This window comes from Rhizobium sp. P38BS-XIX (genome assembly GCF_012641435.1).
Classification (GTDB): Bacteria; Pseudomonadota; Alphaproteobacteria; order Rhizobiales; family Rhizobiaceae; genus Rhizobium.
Map to the genome: position 1 here is coordinate 239,647 of NZ_JABAIJ010000002.1, position 16,366 is coordinate 256,012.

Below are 16,366 nucleotides of genomic sequence, written 5' to 3' on the forward strand. Positions count from 1 at the left end.
CCGATTACGGAGGCTTGTGGGGGATCGCACCGGTTCGTTCGCTCGCTGCCCGGACCGGAATTAGCGGCGCGCGCCAGAGGGTGCGCGTGCCAGCGCCGCGCCTGCGGCCGCGTTTGCTTATTCGGCTGCCAACTCGACGGCAATTTTAATTTTAGAGGACGGCGGGACGATCTTGGCGACGAACTCGAAATCCGCCGGCATGCGGTGCCCGTCCGAGCCGACACTGGCAACTGACCAGTATTCTTTTTCAACGCCAAACACCGTGGATACTTTAACGATCTGGACGTCGGCGCCGCGATCGGATCTTAGCTTCGCCCAATAAAAACAGTCAGGTTCCAATCTCGATATCGGGATCATCGCTACACTCCTTGATCATGCGTTATATGGGGTATCACCGAGGCTGGCATAGTGGAAATAAATCAACATCTCTAAGTTTTTATGCGACTGTCGGATACTCTCCCGACTGCTACGTCGCTGAGCAATTCCGGATCGACGGATTTGCGCGACGTCTTTGGCAGCTAGTCCACGAAACCTCCCGCAACGTCATTGAACAGGGTCGCTGCGACGGATCGGCAGTCACGGAGATTATTCGTCGACAGGGCAAAGCCGCCGAATGCAGAGTTCGGCAGTGAGCGGTTCAGCCGCGATTGCATGGACGCTGTCTATTGGAGATGTCGGCGATTTTGGAGCTCATTGCGCAGAGGGAACATATGCCCTTTTCGGGTGTTCGACGGCCGTTGCCCCGCAGACGGGCATGTGATCAGCGGAGATGTATCATGGCAAAAACGGTAAGCGACTTCATCGTGCAGCGCCTTTACGATTGGGGTGTGCGGCGAATTTTTGGCTATCCGGGCGATGGCATCAACGGTCTGTTCGGGGCGTTGAACCGAGCTGATGGGAAAATCGAGTTTATTCAAGCCCGCCACGAAGAGATGGCTGCCTTTATGGCCTCCGCCCATGCGAAGTTCTCTGGCGAGATCGGTGTCTGCATCGCCACATCCGGGCCGGGAGCAACCCATCTGGTCACAGGCCTTTATGATGCACGCTTGGACCACCAACCAGTTGTCGCGATCGTCGGACAACAGGCGCGACGTGCGCTCGGCGGCCATTATCAGCAGGAAATCGATCTTGCGTCGCTGCTCAAGGACGTTGCCGGAGATTTCGTCCATCAAGCGTCGGCGCCTTCGCAGGTGCGTCATCTGGTCGATCGGGCCTTGCGCATCGCGCTTGCCAACAGGACGGTGACGGCACTCATTCTTCCGAATGATCTGCAGGAACTGCCCTATGAGACGCCACCGCGCAAACATGGCTCGGTGATGTCAGGACTGGGCTATTCTCCGCCGAGGACCGTGCCGCATGATGATGACCTGCAGCGGGCCGCCGATGTCCTCAATGCAGGAAACAAGGTCGCAATGCTGATCGGCGCCGGCGCACTTGATGCAGCCGATGAGGTGATCGCGGTTGCGGATCGACTGGGGGCCGGCGTAGCAAAGGCTCTGCTTGGCAAGGCAGCACTTCCGGACGACCTTCCATGGGTAACCGGCTCGATTGGGCTTTTGGGAACGGAGCCATCCTGGGACCTGATGCGGGACTGCGACACCCTCCTGATGGTCGGGTCGGGTTTTCCCTATTCGGAGTTCCTGCCCGAAGAGGGCGACGCCCGGGGTGTCCAGATCGATCTCAGGCCGGATATGTTATCTCTGCGTTATCCGATGGAGGTCAATCTGGTCGGCGACGCAAGCACAACCTTGCAGGCGCTCCTTCCCCGTCTTCGTCAGAAAGACGACCTCTCTTGGCGCAAGCAGATCGAGGACCGCGTCGGCGCCTGGTGGCGGAAGCTGGACGAAAGAGCGCATAAGGAGGCCAGCCCCGTCAACCCGCAGCGTGTCGTCGTCGAGTTGTCGCCGCGCCTTCCGGATCGCGCTATCGTAACGAGCGACTCTGGCTCTTGTGCGAACTGGTATGCTCGCGACTTGCGGATCCGGCGTGGAATGATGGCATCCCTGTCAGGGGGATTGGCGTCGATGGGGGCAGCCGTGCCATATGCAATCGCTGCAAAATTTGCCCATCCCGACAGGCCGGTTATTGCCCTGGTGGGCGACGGCGCCATGCAGATGAACAACATGGCCGAACTGATCACGGTCTCGAAATATTGGCGCAAGTGGTCTGAACCCCGCTTGGTTGTCTGTGTCTTCAACAATGAAGACCTCAATCAGGTGACGTGGGAGCAGCGCGTCATGGAAGGCGACCCCAAGTTCGAGGCATCGCAACGTATTCCCGATGTTCCCTACCACCGCTTTGCCGATATGATTGGATTGAAGGGATTATTTGTGGACCGGCCAGAGGATTTGGGTGCTGCCTGGGATGAGGCGTTCTTGACGGACCGGCCCGTCGTCCTCGAGGTTAAAACGGATCCGGAAGTGCCGCCAATTCCCCCGCACCTAACATTTGAGCAGATGCGCAACCTCGCCACTGCGTTGCTAAAAGGCGATCCGGAAGAGAGCGGCGTCGTCAAGGGAACTTTAAGGCAGACACTGAGCGCAATCCTTCCCGGCCGGAGATAAGGTCAAAATGTACGACGACGCGACGTTTGCAGTTCGCGCACTCTAAATGCTGGCTCACGGTGAGCGGAATTGGCGACCGAGAAACCGTGTGCCGCCTTGTTACGACAGTTAAAGGTCGATCAACGCGATGCCAAGATCCTTGCGGTGTCGGCGGCGCAGTTCCGTTGGCGTCTCCACGATGGTCGCCTCCAACGTAGGATGCACGATCCCCTGCAGGAAATGACCACCGCGCGTCGTTCCATCCCGCAAGCCAAGTACCGTGTGGAGATGAAGGCTGGCCTGTCCGTTGTCTCCAACGGCGATGTCGCCGAGAAGGCTGAGTACTTCGCACTGCTCAGCCACGAGGATCTCATCATAGGAATGGGTGGAAAAATTGAACCAGCCAACCGTGGCCGACTCGAAAGCTCCAATTGCGGTCACGGAAGCGGCGGCCAAGCCCTGAACACTTGCAAATCCAGCCAGTGTTGAGAATGCTTCCTCATCGGCATCAAGTACGACAATGAAGGTTTTAAGGCCAGTTTCCAGTTCGATCCGCTTGAACCTCATAGGCAATCCTCCTTGTTATTCAAAGCGGGCTTGGCGCCGTGAAGCGATCCGCTCTTTTGGCCGTGGACTCACGGCATGGGTCAGCTGTAGGAACGCACATTGCGGGAGATCCTGCGCTTGAGTATCGCCTGCCAAGGAGGCGATGGCATTCCTTAAGTTTGAACATAGGTTCGTCACCTGAACCGTAGACAGCTCAGATTGTTCCGATGGGACAGGCTCTGTCGAGATCTCTGCGATCAATCTTCGGCTCTTTGAGTGAATCACGGAACCAACTTCTGGATACTGAACCGCAGGTCGGCACTTATTTTCGGAACATACCCATTTGACGTCGGTTCGATGCCTAAGAAGGGACACGCGGCAAGTGAAGCGAAACCGCAGCATCGTCTATCGAACATCTTGCCCGTCAGGAGATCGGATGGCCCGTCAGCCTCAAGCCCGGCACAACATGATGATTTTCGTCGCAACGATTTTCATCCTCGCCTGTCTGATTGCCGTTTATTTTGCGGCAGGATTCCATCCTGGCGATCCGTCGCCGGTAAGTTCCAGCGCGATTTCATCAATGAGCCGGTAGAGAAGCGATACTGCGCCGGTGAGAATTGATCGATACTGCAATCCTGGCCAGAAAGGAAACGATCATGAGTACGAGACCACCACCTGTTCCGCAGGAAAACAGAAGCGACAAAGGCGTCGGGGATCACGCCAAGCCAGAAGTAGGCGATCCGCATAAGTCCTTTACGACCAAAGACCCCGATAAAATGGGACAACAGGGCAACAGCAAGGTCAACACGGGTCACCAAGGTCATCAACAGGATCGATAGGACGGAAAAGATGTCGACCTCGACAAAGATAGCAGCGACTATACGCCAAGGCGGCCCTGGATCATCAAAGGCAGATGCCAATGATCCGTTGACGGTCAGAAAACCGCTCGCCGAACCCGACAAGCGCGACCAAAGCAAAGTATCGGGCGGTGGCGGCGAGCGCGATTCTCATCACGGCCACGATCCATCTGGAAAAGGTGGCAAGTCATAGGCTCGAGAACGGGCCAGACAACGCTGACGTGTTTTTCGAAAGCGCAGATGGGGCACGGATTTTGGTGCAACACATTGCAGGGAGCGGAGACATTCGATGGTCGTTCAAGATCGCCAGCCAGCAGCACTCATACCGCGTCGTTGCCTCTTTTCGCTGATAGTTCCAATTCCGATGGTGTGCTTCATTGGGGTGTTGGCGACAGACATCTCCTATTGGGCGACCGCCGATATGATGTGGGCAGACACGTCGGCCTGGATATTGGCGATCGGTCTCCTCTTTGGATGCGTTGCGATGATCGCTGCATTAATCGATGTGGCGTGCAAGCGGCTGGCTCTGTACAGAGGACCGTTGGGGGCGTACGTTATCTGTAATTGCCTCATTTTCTGTCTGTCGTTTTTCAACGCACTTGTCCACAGCCGGGATGCGTGGACCTCTGTGGTGCCGATGGGCCTGACGCTATCTGCAATCGTCGTCGCTTTAACTGTTCTATCAGCTTGGATCGGTCGCGTTTTAATCTACCGCTTAGGCTCGGGGATTGCACCATGAGCGCAAATTTTTCATGGCATCAGAGACCTGCCGTTGTGACCGCTGCGACGTGCATCGTCGCGCTGCTTTTGTCGAGCTGCAGCCAGGATGAGCAGGACCCAGACGCACAGATTGGCCCCAATCCCACACTGCCTTCCCCCAATCAGTATCTCCTTCCGCCGATGCATGTTGCCAAGGTCGTGGGATGGCACGACGGCGATAAACCAAAAGTTGCCGATGGCCTGCAGGTCAACGCGCTTGCAACCGGGTTGAAGCACCCGCGTTCCGTGTACGTTTTGCCAAATGGCGACGTTCTCGCCGCGGAATCCGTCGCTCCGCCCCCGCCGCCGATCCGGCGGCCCAAGGATCTGATTATGGGCTGGATCGAGGCGATGGCGACATCAGCAGGGAACAACGAGGGTGCCAACCGTATTACGTTGCTCCGAGATACGAACGGTGACGGCATCGCGGATACCAGAAGCGTGTTTCTCGATCATCTCAACTCTCCCTTCGGCGTCGCTCTCGTCGGCGGAGATCTTTATGTCGCCGAAACCGATCGGATAACGCGCTATCCCTATAAAACCGGGGAAACCAGCATTTCCGATCCGGGAACCAAGTTAACGGATCTCCCAGGCGGGCCGATTGACCATCATTGGACGAAGAGCCTGTTGGCCAGTCCCGACGGTTCACTGCTGTTCGTGGGTGTCGGGTCAAACAGCAACATCACCGAAAACGGCATGCAGGCCGAAATCGATCGTGCCTCTATATGGGAGGTCGATCGCGCAACAGGCCGGCACCGCATCTTTGCCGACGGCCTCAGAAACCCAAATGGGCTATCATGGGAGCCGCAGACCCACTCTCTCTGGGCGGTCGTCAACGAGCGTGACGAACTCGGCCCAAATCTGGTGCCCGACTACATGACATCGGTCAAGGAGGGCGGATTTTACGGCTGGCCTTACAGTTACTTTGGAAAGAACGTGGATCCTCGCGTCATGCCGCAGAAGCCCGATCTCGTCGCGAAAGCAGTAGTCCCCGATTACGCGCTGAGTTCTCACGTCGCGCCTCTGGGTATGATTTTCTACACAGGCACGAACCTTCCCGACACCTATCGTGGCGGCGCTTTTGTCGGTGAACACGGGAGTTGGAATAGACAACACTTCAATGGGTATAAGGTCGTCTACATTCCCTTCGATGCTGGTAAACCGAAGGGGCTCCCGAAAGACGTCGTCACGGGATTTCTAACCGGCAACAACGAAGCGAGAGGGAGACCGGTCGGTCTGGCCATGGACATTGGTGGCGCGTTGTTGATCGCCGACGACGTGGGCAATACTATATGGCGGGTCACGGCCGCACCACACTGATCCGGCTACCCAGATCAATGAATGTCCAAACTCGTTACGCTGTATCGCAGGTTGCTGTTCCACCCTGTCAGTTGCGACGCAATGAACCCCCAATCAGCGGGTTTGGTGAACGTCAACGCACCCCGGTAGAAAGGCGGAAGGACTCGATCCTCGTACCCGGTAACGAAGGCGAACGGAATGTTGGGCATCGTCAGAAGGTCGACGCCAGCATTAGATATCTGGCCGTGGAGATTGATGTCGAGAAGTGCTGCGTCGAGTTGCATGTGGAATGTTTCAATTACATTAGGGGCTTCTGCAACATGTCCAACCGGCCCGATTACTCGGCGCCGGGTGCACGTAAGCTGTCGGCGGCGCTCGCCGCGATCAAATAGTCGTCCTCAACGATCAGAATCCGACGGCCGGCAATTGCTCGCTCCCTTTTTTGAGAAATGGGCAAATGCCGTTGCACGGCACAGGCGCTCCAGTGGTTCGGACAGCACCGTTCCTTGCCGATACATGCGCAAGATGTAACGAGCGAAATTGTCTCGTTCCTCGTCGGTCGCAGTGAACCAGGGTTCAACGGCAATGCGACTGAAAACGCTCGCTACGATGGCGACATCGTCCGGCTCATAAACGCCGCCCAAGGCTGTGGTAGAAGACATGCAGATCCTCCTTGCCGCAAACTCCGACGACAAATTCTGCTATCAACAGGTTTGTCACACAGCCTCGTGGTCAATTCAAGCGATCGAGGCGAAGGAGGAGGTTTTGGTCCGCTAACGGACATTGGTCATTTGATTGCTCACGACGCGGAAATGGCCACGTCAGACCTATCGAACGGGATCGGAAGGCCCATCAGGCGCTCATATTCAGCCTCCGGTGTTCCGTAGATCTCACCGGCAATTTTGATAAGCCCCAAGCGATCTCGAATTTCGATACTCGAACGATGTGCCCTGACCACTCGCTCCCCTTCCAGCAGGTGCAGGACGTCTGTGACCGATGCACGCCTGACCCCAAGCATGATCGACAAATAGTCGTGCGTGAGGGATATGGTCTGATCATGTGTGCGGTCCTGCACCATAAGAAGCCACCGCGCCAATTTTTGCCGCAGTCCGAACCTTCCGTTTGCAAGTGCTGTGTGACTGATTTGCACAGCGAGAGATCGTCCAAAGCGCGCGGCGAGGTGGCCAAGGTCCGGCGCGAGTGCAAGGGCAGTTTTAAAGTCGTGAGCTGCCATCACCAATGCGTCGCCTTCGATCTGATTGATCAATTCGTGAGGCGTGTGGTCGTCCCCGATCGCCACGCCGATCCCTGTCATGCCTTCCCTTCCGACAAGGCCCGTCTCTATCCTGGCTCCATCACGACCCACAGCAATCAACGAGGCGACGCAATCAATCGGGAAATAGATGCGGCTCACCGCCTGATTCTGAACTTCCATGACCGCCCCTCGCGGCAGGTGGATGCTGCGCAGACGTGACGAAATGATGTTTAGTTGCTGCGAAGGCAATCTGCGCAGAATAGCATTTCGCGCGGGTTCGTCGTTCGCAACCGGTGCTGGTCGCAGCGCGCTCGAGAGCGCAGAGGCGATGGAGCTGAATTCGAGCGGCTTGCGCAGCACGAGCTTGTCCGCATGACGATCGGGTACAATATCGGGTTCAAATGCTGTCGCAAAAATAAATGGGATGGATCGTCGATCAAGTTCGTCTGCGATCGGGAAAACCATTTGACCGCCAAGATTGATAGCCAGGATCGCGGCATCAACGTCCTCATTCGCACGGATGGCATCGAACGCTTCGTCGACACCGGGGACGGGCCCGACCACGTCGACGCCCATCTGATCAAGTCCTTGCGCAAGCTCACTCGCCAGAAAGTAATCATCCTCGACAAGGAGAAGCCGTTTTCCTAAGAGCATCTGTCGCGACACCATCTCGCACCTGTCGTCAGAGTTTTTCCTGGAACCTAGGGTAATGCACCGGGCCGGAAAGGGTTCCTTTATGCCCGAGACGCGTGCTCTGACGACAGCTGGCATTGTCGTACGGACGATCGATTGGCTCGACGAGGAACCACACAACCACTCTTGGCGTTAAATGCGAAAATTCAATAATGGCGGGTGAACTGAAATTGCGGTTCTTTTTCCACCTTCATTCCGACGAGATTGACGATATCGACGAAAATGGCGTGAACTTTCCTTCACTCGAAGCCGCCAGACTGGAAGCGTGTCGCTCGGCCCGCGAAATGATCGCTGAACTGGTTTTGAATGACGAGAGGATCGACGGCCTTGCCTTCGAGATTGTCGACGAAGAGGGGACAAGCCGTGCGACAATCCGGTTTCGGGATCTGCTTCGGTTGGAGTAGGGCGGTCGAGGTCGAAATCGGTCCGAAACTTTGGTGCGACGATCGGCTCCATCGAAGAACGAATGACCGTTAAGCAGGCTGTTTACATTAAAACGCTAGTCTTTCGTCATCAAACCGCGGACATTCGGTGGGACTGAGCGCAATTTAGCCGAGCCGCCAGTCATTTGCTTTTCAACGGATCGTGGCCCCAATTCATCAGCGAATAACGCCAGGGCGAGTGTTCCTTGTCGGCATGTGGTCCTCCCTGCTTCTTATGGCGATGGATGTAGCCGACGACCTTTCGCATGTGCCGATAATCAGCATCGGTGAGTTCGGTCTTTGTCTTGCGTTTGATGTCCAGAATCCTGCGTCCGGAACGATGACCTATCGTCTCGTCTTCGTCATCTTCCTTCCAACCGTTACTATGGCTGTCGTCGGTCTTTAGCCATTTTTCGAGCGAAGATGGTGTCATGTTGACGGCCTTCTCGAAGTCCGTCCAGATTTGATCTCGATCAAGATCCTTGGACATGCCATGTCCTCCTCAGGTTCGGAATAACGAACTCGCAGACAACGCGCGTGTTCCCTCAGTGCATCGGAGAGCTTTATCCAATTCCGCATTACCACCGCTGCGCAGGACGTGCGAGCGGCACAATCGGGACATACTTGATCGTCTCTGTCCCCATGCTTTGACGGTCTGGGTCAAATGTCGCAGCGGGATGCTGTGAGCCCCTTGGACAATTAGCCGGAACTTCAGGAGTGCTGCCTCGTTATCAGCCGGCACGAAACATCCTCTTTGAAACGCAGGATCATTCTTGAACGACACCGGCTCGCTGACCCGACACTATTCTCTACGCCGCGATGAACCGCTCTGGGCCGCTCTCCCCGGGGGCGGAATTACGACCAGCCGCAAGATCGCGAGCAAGACATACGACGTCGTGATCGTCGGCGCGGGCATCAGCGGCGCGCTGACCGCGCACGCACTTGTCGGTCATGGGTTGAAAGTGCTCGTCGTTGATCGCAGGCGCCCGGTAAGAGGCAGCAGTCTAGCCAGCACCGCAATGATCCAGCACGAAATCGACGTACCGTTGCACGTCCTTCAAAACTCGGTTGGATCGCACCGAGCTCGACGCATATGGCAGCGGTCGGCAGGAGCTGTAGAGCAGCTGGCCCAAATGATCGTGGATCTGCGTGTTAAATGCGCCTTTGATCGCAAAAGGACATTGTATCTATCGGGTGATGAATACGGTGCGCGCGCGCTGAAAGCGGAAGTTGACGCACGAGCCGATGCCGGCATTGATGCAGAGCTTTTAAGCGGGGCTCGCCTTCGCGCGCATTTCGGTATTGATCGGACAGCCGCGATCGACAGTGGGATTTCGGCGTCGGCAAATCCGGCGCAACTGACAGCAGGTCTGTTTCGACATGCCCGTGAGCACGGCACCGAGATTGTATCCGGCGTAGAGATCAGCGATATTCAGGCACTCGGCGAACGGGTGGCTATCTCGACATCGAGGGGTGCGTTGCTGTCGGCCGGCCATGTGGTTTTTTGCACCGGATACGAATTCTTGCAGTGCCTCGCTCACAAAAGCCAGAAAGTGATGTCCACCTGGGCAATCGCCAGCCGACCAAACCTCGAAAGACCCACATGGCTGGACCAATATTTGGTGTGGGAAGGGTCCGATCCATATCTCTATTTCCGATCGACGCCTGACGGGCGCGTGATCGTCGGCGGAGAAGACGAAGACGGTGAGGAGGCCTACCGAGACGAGGCCAAGCGTCAGCGCAAATCGAAACGGCTTGTCGAAAAGCTGGCGGACCTCACCGGCATCGCGGTCGGCCAACCTGACTTTCAGTGGTCGGCTCCGTTTGCTGTCACCCCGCAGGGATTGCCGATGATCGGCCATGCCCCTGGCATGAAGAACGTCTATGTGACGATGGGCTTTGGTGGAAATGGCATCACCTTCAGTCAGATTGCGGCACAGTTGATTTCTTCGGAGATCTTGGGCCATCATGATGCTGACTGGGATCTGTTTCCCATCGAATAGGAGGGTCTGCCGAGGTTGGCGGCCCGCCAGGTCGAGGGCGCGATCAAGTCGCGCCCCGCTGACCGATCATGACGAAGCAATCGGGGAAGATGCCTGGCCGAATTTGACGGACGGCTCACGTCCCCAGACACGCAACTTGCCGATTTCGGCGACGAACGAACTCAGGTCTTTCGAATTCGAAATCGGTAGCGTGCCTTCGTCGAGATCTTGCGCTATGCCTGCCTTGGCGAGAAGTGGAAGAGCCGATTCATCGTAACCGATATATTTGCAGTGTTGAAATGCATCGGCGATGAAGTCGCGCACCGTTGCCTCTCGTACCAGGTCATCGATTGCCGAAGGAGATACCAGGAGAGCGACCGCGTCGAACAAAACCGACGGTCCACCGTCAATCATGTGATGGGCTTCAATCCGCTTGCCGTCCGATGCGGTCACGCCACCAACCTTTGGAGCAATCAACTCGACCACACCTTTTTCCTTGGTGATGGCCGCCGTCAGACCTTTCAGCAGTTTGGCGTCTACCCCATCGCTTACGAGGATGCCAAGTTTGCGGCCCTCAAATCGTTTGGGTCCGCGCTCGACAATGCTGAGCGCTGGAGATGCCTCGAGATCCTGACGCGTGGCAACGGCGGCGTCCGCTCGGCTAGGCATCGTTTGAAAGCCGAGCTTCTGAGCGACTGTTGTCGCCAGAGTTTCGTCAATGTTCATAAGGTGTGAGACCATCCGTTCGCGGATGACCGGCATCTCGACCTTGCTGAGTTCGAACGTCAGCGCGGACGCAATGTGCCTTTGCTCGGCACCGGTTTGGCTGATAAAGAATTGCCGCGCCTGGCTGTAATGATCGGCAAAGCTTTCCGCGCGCAGGCGAACCTTCGGACCCTGTTCTTCGGCCGGAAAATGGCGATAGCCTCGTGACGGTGATTCCCGCGGGCCTTCCCCTTGTGAATTCGGCTGATAATTGACGCGTCCCACGGGATTGCGCATCGCCATATGGCCGTCCTGCTGAAAATGGGCGAAAGGACACTTCGGCGCATTGATGGGCAAGTGCGTGAAGTTTGGGCCACCCAGCCGCTTGAGCTGCGTATCGAGATAGGAAAAATTGCGACCTTGCAGCAGAGGGTCGTTGCTGAAGTCGATGCCAGGCGGCACGTTTTGTGTCATGAACGCCACCTGTTCGGTCTCCGCGAAAAAGTTATCGGGCATCCTATCAAGCACCAGGCGCCCGATCGGTTTGACCGGCAAGATTTCTTCGGGAATGATTTTCGTCGGGTCCAGAATGTCGAAGTCGAAACTGTCGGCGAAATCCTGGTCGAACAGCTGGACGCAAAGCTCCCATTCCGGGAAGTTGCCCGACTGGATCGATTGCCACAGATCGCGGCGATGGAAGTCGGGATCGGCGCCATTGATCTTGACGGCCTCGTTCCAGGCGACGGATTGAAGTCCGAGTTTTGGCTTCCAGTGGAATTTGACGAACGTCGATTGGTCTTCGGCATTGACGAACCGGAACGTGTGAACACCAAACCCTTCCATGAACCGAAGCGAACGGGGGATTGCCCGATCCGACATGATCCACATGACCATGTGCATGCTTTCGGGGGTCAGGCTGATGAAGTCCCAGAAGTTATCGTGCGCGGTTTGGGCCTGTGGAAAGGCACGATCCGGCTCCTGCTTGGCCGCATGAATAAGATCGGGAAATTTGATGGCATCCTGAATGAAGAAAACCGGGATATTGTTTCCTACCAGATCCCAGTTGCCCTCCTTCGTGTAGAACTTGACGGCAAAGCCACGGACGTCCCGCGCGAGATCGGCGGATCCCTTGTTACCGGCAACCGTCGAGAAGCGAACGAAAACGGGCGTCTTTTCGCCAGCACGCTGGAAGATATCGGCGCGGGTAAGATCGGAAAGGCTTTCGTAGGTTTCAAAGAAACCATGAGCTCCATAGCCCCGGGCATGGACAACCCGCTCGGGAATTCGTTCATGATCGAAATGGAAGATCTTCTCGCGGAAGTGAAAATCCTCGATCAGGGAGGGCCCCCGTGCGCCAATGCGAAGGGTATTCTGGTCGTCGGCAACCGGACCGCCCTGGGCGGTTGTCAGGAGGTCGTGACCATCCTCGGCGAACTGGTGAAGTTCACCACCAGCGCCTCGATGAAGTTGCTGGTCATGAAGTGCAACAGTGTCGGCATCGGAGACGGCGGATGGTGCTTTCGTCGTGCGCTTGGCCATGAATAACCCTCTATCGTGAGAAATGTCGTAGCTAAAAGGCCGCCTGAATTGGCGGCCTTTCCGCGTCGATAGGTTCAGGCAGCTTTGCCTTTGGCGTTTGCCTGAGTTTTCGCAAGCTGTGTGAGCTTTTTGTCAGTGGCTTCTTCTTCGGACAGTGTCTGCCTGAGCAGCGCGACTGCATCCTTGAGACCGAGTTGGTCGGCCCAGGCGATCAAAGTCCCATACCGGGCGATTTCGTAATGTTCGACGGCCTGAGCCGACGAGATCAGCCCAGCATCGAGAGCCGGGGACCCCTTGAACTCTTCGATGATTTCCTCGCCTTCGGCGAGGATGCCCTGGATGGCTTCGCAGGTTTTGCCTCGCGCCGGCTTGCCGAGCAGTTCGAAGACCTGTTCAAGGCGTTCGATCTGACCCTGCGTCTCGTCGCGATGCTGAAGAAAGCCAGCCTTGCCTTCCTCGGACTGTGAGGCGCGCGCCATTTTCGGCAAAGCTTTTAGAATTTGCTTTTCGGCGAAATAGATATCCTTCAGCGTGTCGAGAAAGAGATCGTCGAGAGTTTTCGTGGACGCCATGCCAAGGTCCTCCTGTTTGATTTGAACGACGCCCGAACCAGCAATCGAACTCTTTGTTCCCCAATCTGCTATGCCGTTTCGATTGCCATCGATCAGGTCGTTCGCCAATGGCTGATATCCTCAAAAGGTAAATTCCATGCGATCTGGCTGCGCGGCAACGCAGTACCTGGTCTTTAAGACCAGACGTTGCCTTCGGCGAAGGGAGCCTTGAGAAGACGATACCCGCCATCGAAGGCTCCCTTGCGCCGCTATCTCAATTGAGCAGGGTAGGGGTGTCTGCTACAGCGCCGTCAGTGTGGTTACGGTCTCCCGGTAGGAGTGTAGCGGGCGACCCAGGATCGCGACCAGACGCTCGACATCGCTCGCGTCCGCGACCATACCGTCGCTGACATAGCGTTCCGCCATCAACCGCATCTCATAGGCCGTCCACTTCGGCATAAATGTCGCCATGCTCTGCTCGAAGCCGCTCGGATCGTCTCCGCCGTATGCGATGGGGCGGCCAAGAACATCCGCCCAGATGGCCGCGATCCCTTCGCCGGTCAGCGTCTCCGGCCCAACGAGATTGATGGTTTCAATCGGAAGTTTGCCCGGCGCCTGGTCGCGGCGGACGAGCTCGATCGCCGCGACCTCCGCGATGTCGCGGGTATCCACCATGGCGACGCCCTTGCCGCCGATCGGCATCGGATAGACGCCATGGTTCAGAACCACATCCTTGATCATTGCTTCGTTGTCGATAAAGTAGCTCGCACGCAGGATCGTGGCGCTGAAACCCATCTGTTTCAGCATTTGCTCGGCTCCGGACTTTACCGCGAAATGCGGTACGTTGACGAAGCGATCGGCATGCATCACGGATAGGTAGACGACGCGTTCGACGCCAGCTTCGCGCGCAATGTTGAGAGCGATGATCGCCTGCGTGAACTCATCGCCAGTGACAGCATTGAGGAGAAAAAGCGCGCTGACGCCCTTGAAGGCATTTCGCAGCGAGCCGAGGTCTAGGATCTCACCCTGAGCAACCTCGACGTCGATGGGAAAGTTTGCTTTCGAGGCATCGCGGGTGAGGATCCGGACCTTCGCATCGCGAGCGATAAGCTGTTTGACGACATGACGGCCAACGCGGCCGGTTGCACCGATTACCAGGATTGTCATGGAAGTTCTCCGTTGGTTGTTGACAACCCGACTATGGATGGATCATTTCTGATCCAATAGACCATAAATATGGACGCCGTGTCTCACCAATGGAACACTGATGGATCTCCTGGCGCTCGCTGACTTCGTTCTGGTCGCCCGGCATGGCGGCTTCGGAAGAGCGGCCCGGGCGGCGGGGCGCCCGAAGGCCACGCTGTCGCGACGTGTCGCAGATCTGGAGGCGAGCCTTGGACTTCGGCTCGTCGAACGCGGCGCCAGGATGCTCAAGTTGACTGAAGAGGGGCGTGCGCTTCATCAACGAGCAGGTGCTCTTCTCACCGAACTGGATGAGACGGCTTCCGCGATCGCGGCCGGCAGCGACAAACCTCGTGGCAGGCTGCGGATCAGCGCGCCGTTGCTGTTCTCACAGGCTGCGATGGGAAAGCTCGCCGCGGGCTTCACACTGAAATATCCTGACGTACGACTGGAAGTCACGACGGAGGACCGCGCCGTCGACATGGTGGAGGAAGGATATGATCTTGTCATCCGTATCAATCCGGATCCTGACGACAGCCTCGTCGGACGGGTCTTCCTGCGAGATCACCTCGTCATTGTCGCCCCGACCGGTGTTACTCCCCCAAACGCTGGTGCGATCGTCCCCGTCGTCGTGCGCGGTTCGCCAGACATCATGACGGAGTGGGCGATGATGACCGACGCCGGTAAATCGACGTTCAAAGTCGAGCCCGTGCTCAGTCTTTCGTCATTGCTCAATGTCCGCGACGCCGCCAGAATGGGTGTCGGAGCAGCCCGGCTTCCCATTTCTCTCGTTAGTCACGACATAACGTCGGGCAGGCTTGCGAAATGGGGAAGTGTCCAGGATTCGGATGTCGCTCTGTGGGCACTCTATCCCTCTCGTCGATTGCTGAGCGCGCGCGTATCGGCTTTTCTCGATCATCTGAAGAGTGCGTTTCCGAACGGAACGCCCAACGAGCTGGCCGCCTATCTGGAGGGATGACAGGTAAAAAGTGGGAGGGTCAAGCAATGATGGCCGTCAGAACAGCGAGATCACTTAAGAAGTCCGCTTCCTTCAAAATCATCCCACCCCTCCAATGTCGATAGCGGCTCGTCGGAACTGGATCGAGTTGCCTTGGTTGCCTTCGTCTTCTTCAAGGTTCGAGTGAGCTTCGCCTTGTAGGCCGCCTGGCGCCGCTTCTCGGCTTTGGCCTCGGCGTCCTCTTCACGCCATTCATCGACCAACCCTCGGTCCAGCAAATCCTCCACCACCTTGGGATCGAAAACATGGAAGGTGATGCGCCGTGCGCGCCCATTCAGTCGGACGGTTCGCGTCCCCGCGCTTGGAAGTCTTCCATCCGCGAGCCAGCGATGGCGTTCGCTGGTCTTGATCGTCAGGATATCCTGAATTTCTCGCGGAATCACAGGGAGAGTTTCAGCATCCGCGAGCGTCCTGGTGACGATCTCAGAGGCCGCTTTGAACTCACTCCTGGCACTTGCCGACATTGCAAGCGTCAGTTCACCTGCGTCGAGCTCGATTGATTTTTTTGACGTGGCAGGAAGACGGGCGCGTATCTCGAGCAATATTCCTTTCGCGCGCACCGACGATCCCAGCGTTACCGAGGCGGGAAGGCTCCATGTCCTGATAAGCTCAATTTCGGGTTTGTCGTGTTTTGGCATGTCGAAAAGATGGGCTTGCTGCTGCGTTACGTCAACGTCAGGCTTGCGCTGAACACTCGCTTAGCAGCTGTCAGGAACCCGAACGGCTTCGGTATCGGGCAAATGCACCGCGTTATGGCACCGCCAAAGCGTATCGCGCCTCCACAATCCTTGATAAATTCAAACCAATAGTGCTTTGACGCCGATCAGCGTTGTCGCGGCAAACTCTTTCGACACGCAGCCCCGTCACCATTGGTTACCATAGCGAGTACCGCGCCAAGACACCGGCGAATTTATAGCGTGATGAGGCCGATGCGCCGCGATGTCATTGCGGGATATCTCCTTACAGATCGAGGCTCCAACAAAGATGAGACGATCCTCTAGCAGCGCCTCGGCAG

The 16,366-nt window shown here is 56.9% G+C and carries 18 protein-coding genes; 9 read left to right on the plus strand and 9 right to left on the minus strand.

Going from position 1 to position 16,366, the window contains the following annotated elements:
- Nucleotides 1-117: 117 nt before the first annotated feature.
- On the minus strand, nt 118-357 hold the full coding sequence (locus tag HGP17_RS10200; protein WP_168808520.1) for a hypothetical protein: 240 nt from the start codon (nt 355-357) through the stop codon (nt 118-120).
- A gap of 419 nt (nt 358-776) precedes the next feature.
- On the opposite strand from HGP17_RS10200, the gene HGP17_RS10205 reads away from it, so the two are divergent.
- Nucleotides 777-2,564 (plus strand): thiamine pyrophosphate-requiring protein, encoded by a 1,788-nt coding sequence (locus tag HGP17_RS10205; RefSeq protein ID WP_168808522.1) that lies wholly within the window; start codon nt 777-779, stop codon nt 2,562-2,564.
- A gap of 108 nt (nt 2,565-2,672) precedes the next feature.
- On the opposite strand, the gene HGP17_RS10210 is transcribed toward HGP17_RS10205, so the two are convergent.
- Nucleotides 2,673-3,110, minus strand: coding sequence for a PPC domain-containing DNA-binding protein (locus HGP17_RS10210; protein WP_168808524.1), 438 nt, complete (start codon nt 3,108-3,110; stop codon nt 2,673-2,675).
- Nucleotides 3,111-3,525: 415 nt separating this feature from the next.
- On the opposite strand from HGP17_RS10210, the gene HGP17_RS33560 reads away from it, so the two are divergent.
- From HGP17_RS33560 to HGP17_RS10235, 5 genes are all read left to right on the plus strand, one after another.
- Nucleotides 3,526-3,681, plus strand: a complete 156-nt coding sequence (locus HGP17_RS33560) for a hypothetical protein (RefSeq protein WP_168808526.1) — start codon at nt 3,526-3,528, stop codon at nt 3,679-3,681.
- A gap of 64 nt (nt 3,682-3,745) precedes the next feature.
- Nucleotides 3,746-3,928 (plus strand): hypothetical protein, encoded by a 183-nt coding sequence (locus HGP17_RS33565; RefSeq protein WP_168808528.1) that lies wholly within the window; start codon nt 3,746-3,748, stop codon nt 3,926-3,928.
- Nucleotides 3,929-3,938: 10 nt separating this feature from the next.
- Nucleotides 3,939-4,139: a hypothetical protein gene (locus HGP17_RS33570; RefSeq protein ID WP_168808530.1), complete on the plus strand. Its 201-nt coding sequence runs from the start codon at nt 3,939-3,941 to the stop codon at nt 4,137-4,139.
- A 96-nt stretch (nt 4,140-4,235) separates the two neighbouring features.
- A complete protein-coding gene (locus tag HGP17_RS10230) occupies nt 4,236-4,685 on the plus strand; it encodes a DUF2231 domain-containing protein (protein ID WP_168808532.1) in 450 nt (149 codons plus the stop codon).
- Entirely contained in the window at nt 4,682-6,025 is a 1,344-nt protein-coding gene (locus HGP17_RS10235) for a sorbosone dehydrogenase family protein (RefSeq protein WP_168808534.1), read from the plus strand. Before HGP17_RS10230 ends, HGP17_RS10235 begins: the two co-directional genes overlap by 4 nt.
- A 377-nt stretch (nt 6,026-6,402) precedes the next feature.
- On the opposite strand, the gene HGP17_RS10240 is transcribed toward HGP17_RS10235, so the two are convergent.
- Nucleotides 6,403-6,666, minus strand: coding sequence for a hypothetical protein (locus HGP17_RS10240; RefSeq protein ID WP_168808536.1), 264 nt, complete (start codon nt 6,664-6,666; stop codon nt 6,403-6,405).
- Between the two features lie 137 nt (nt 6,667-6,803).
- Nucleotides 6,804-7,928 (minus strand): helix-turn-helix domain-containing protein, encoded by a 1,125-nt coding sequence (locus tag HGP17_RS10245; protein ID WP_168808538.1) that lies wholly within the window; start codon nt 7,926-7,928, stop codon nt 6,804-6,806.
- Between the two features lie 176 nt (nt 7,929-8,104).
- Here HGP17_RS10245 and HGP17_RS10250 point away from each other — a divergent pair, with 176 nt between their 5' ends.
- Nucleotides 8,105-8,356 (plus strand): hypothetical protein, encoded by a 252-nt coding sequence (locus tag HGP17_RS10250; RefSeq protein WP_246704013.1) that lies wholly within the window; start codon nt 8,105-8,107, stop codon nt 8,354-8,356.
- Nucleotides 8,357-8,516: 160 nt separating this feature from the next.
- Here HGP17_RS10250 and HGP17_RS10255 read toward each other — a convergent pair whose 3' ends face one another.
- On the minus strand, nt 8,517-8,864 hold the full coding sequence (locus tag HGP17_RS10255; protein WP_168808540.1) for a DUF3140 domain-containing protein: 348 nt from the start codon (nt 8,862-8,864) through the stop codon (nt 8,517-8,519).
- A 283-nt stretch (nt 8,865-9,147) separates the two neighbouring features.
- Between HGP17_RS10255 and HGP17_RS10260 the strand changes: the two genes are divergently transcribed.
- Nucleotides 9,148-10,377, plus strand: coding sequence for an FAD-binding oxidoreductase (locus HGP17_RS10260; RefSeq protein ID WP_205925913.1), 1,230 nt, complete (start codon nt 9,148-9,150; stop codon nt 10,375-10,377).
- A gap of 66 nt (nt 10,378-10,443) precedes the next feature.
- Here the strand turns inward: HGP17_RS10260 and catE are convergent, their stop codons facing one another.
- From catE to HGP17_RS10275, 3 genes are all read right to left on the minus strand, one after another.
- Entirely contained in the window at nt 10,444-12,600 is a 2,157-nt protein-coding gene (gene catE, locus HGP17_RS10265; protein WP_168808542.1) for a catalase C, read from the minus strand.
- Between the two features lie 74 nt (nt 12,601-12,674).
- Nucleotides 12,675-13,172 (minus strand): ferritin-like domain-containing protein, encoded by a 498-nt coding sequence (locus tag HGP17_RS10270; protein ID WP_168808544.1) that lies wholly within the window; start codon nt 13,170-13,172, stop codon nt 12,675-12,677.
- 279 nt (nt 13,173-13,451) lie between these two features.
- Complete coding sequence (locus tag HGP17_RS10275; protein WP_168808546.1) at nt 13,452-14,318, minus strand: NmrA family NAD(P)-binding protein; 867 nt, start codon at nt 14,316-14,318, stop codon at nt 13,452-13,454.
- Nucleotides 14,319-14,418: 100 nt separating this feature from the next.
- On the opposite strand from HGP17_RS10275, the gene HGP17_RS10280 reads away from it, so the two are divergent.
- Complete coding sequence (locus HGP17_RS10280; protein WP_168808548.1) at nt 14,419-15,312, plus strand: LysR substrate-binding domain-containing protein; 894 nt, start codon at nt 14,419-14,421, stop codon at nt 15,310-15,312.
- A 50-nt stretch (nt 15,313-15,362) separates the two neighbouring features.
- On the opposite strand, the gene HGP17_RS10285 is transcribed toward HGP17_RS10280, so the two are convergent.
- Nucleotides 15,363-15,989, minus strand: a complete 627-nt coding sequence (locus tag HGP17_RS10285; RefSeq protein WP_168808550.1) for a hypothetical protein — start codon at nt 15,987-15,989, stop codon at nt 15,363-15,365.
- Nucleotides 15,990-16,366: the final 377 nt, after the last annotated feature.

What these genes read in the sequence shown, in the direction of transcription:
- HGP17_RS10200 (WP_168808520.1), bottom strand. Translation starts at nt 357, where the DNA reads ATGATCCCGATATCGAGATTGGAACCTGACTGTTTTTATTGGGCGAAG.
- HGP17_RS10205 (WP_168808522.1), top strand. Translation starts at nt 777, where the DNA reads ATGGCAAAAACGGTAAGCGACTTCATCGTGCAGCGCCTTTACGATTGG.
- HGP17_RS10210 (WP_168808524.1), bottom strand. Translation starts at nt 3,110, where the DNA reads ATGAGGTTCAAGCGGATCGAACTGGAAACTGGCCTTAAAACCTTCATT.
- HGP17_RS33560 (WP_168808526.1), top strand. Translation starts at nt 3,526, where the DNA reads ATGGCCCGTCAGCCTCAAGCCCGGCACAACATGATGATTTTCGTCGCA.
- HGP17_RS33565 (WP_168808528.1), top strand. Translation starts at nt 3,746, where the DNA reads ATGAGTACGAGACCACCACCTGTTCCGCAGGAAAACAGAAGCGACAAA.
- HGP17_RS33570 (WP_168808530.1), top strand. Translation starts at nt 3,939, where the DNA reads ATGTCGACCTCGACAAAGATAGCAGCGACTATACGCCAAGGCGGCCCT.
- HGP17_RS10230 (WP_168808532.1), top strand. Translation starts at nt 4,236, where the DNA reads ATGGTCGTTCAAGATCGCCAGCCAGCAGCACTCATACCGCGTCGTTGC.
- HGP17_RS10235 (WP_168808534.1), top strand. Translation starts at nt 4,682, where the DNA reads ATGAGCGCAAATTTTTCATGGCATCAGAGACCTGCCGTTGTGACCGCT.
- HGP17_RS10240 (WP_168808536.1), bottom strand. Translation starts at nt 6,666, where the DNA reads ATGTCTTCTACCACAGCCTTGGGCGGCGTTTATGAGCCGGACGATGTC.
- HGP17_RS10245 (WP_168808538.1), bottom strand. Translation starts at nt 7,928, where the DNA reads ATGGTGTCGCGACAGATGCTCTTAGGAAAACGGCTTCTCCTTGTCGAG.
- HGP17_RS10250 (WP_246704013.1), top strand. Translation starts at nt 8,105, where the DNA reads ATGGCGGGTGAACTGAAATTGCGGTTCTTTTTCCACCTTCATTCCGAC.
- HGP17_RS10255 (WP_168808540.1), bottom strand. Translation starts at nt 8,864, where the DNA reads ATGTCCAAGGATCTTGATCGAGATCAAATCTGGACGGACTTCGAGAAG.
- catE (WP_168808542.1), bottom strand. Translation starts at nt 12,600, where the DNA reads ATGGCCAAGCGCACGACGAAAGCACCATCCGCCGTCTCCGATGCCGAC.
- HGP17_RS10270 (WP_168808544.1), bottom strand. Translation starts at nt 13,172, where the DNA reads ATGGCGTCCACGAAAACTCTCGACGATCTCTTTCTCGACACGCTGAAG.
- HGP17_RS10275 (WP_168808546.1), bottom strand. Translation starts at nt 14,318, where the DNA reads ATGACAATCCTGGTAATCGGTGCAACCGGCCGCGTTGGCCGTCATGTC.
- HGP17_RS10280 (WP_168808548.1), top strand. Translation starts at nt 14,419, where the DNA reads ATGGATCTCCTGGCGCTCGCTGACTTCGTTCTGGTCGCCCGGCATGGC.
- HGP17_RS10285 (WP_168808550.1), bottom strand. Translation starts at nt 15,989, where the DNA reads ATGCCAAAACACGACAAACCCGAAATTGAGCTTATCAGGACATGGAGC.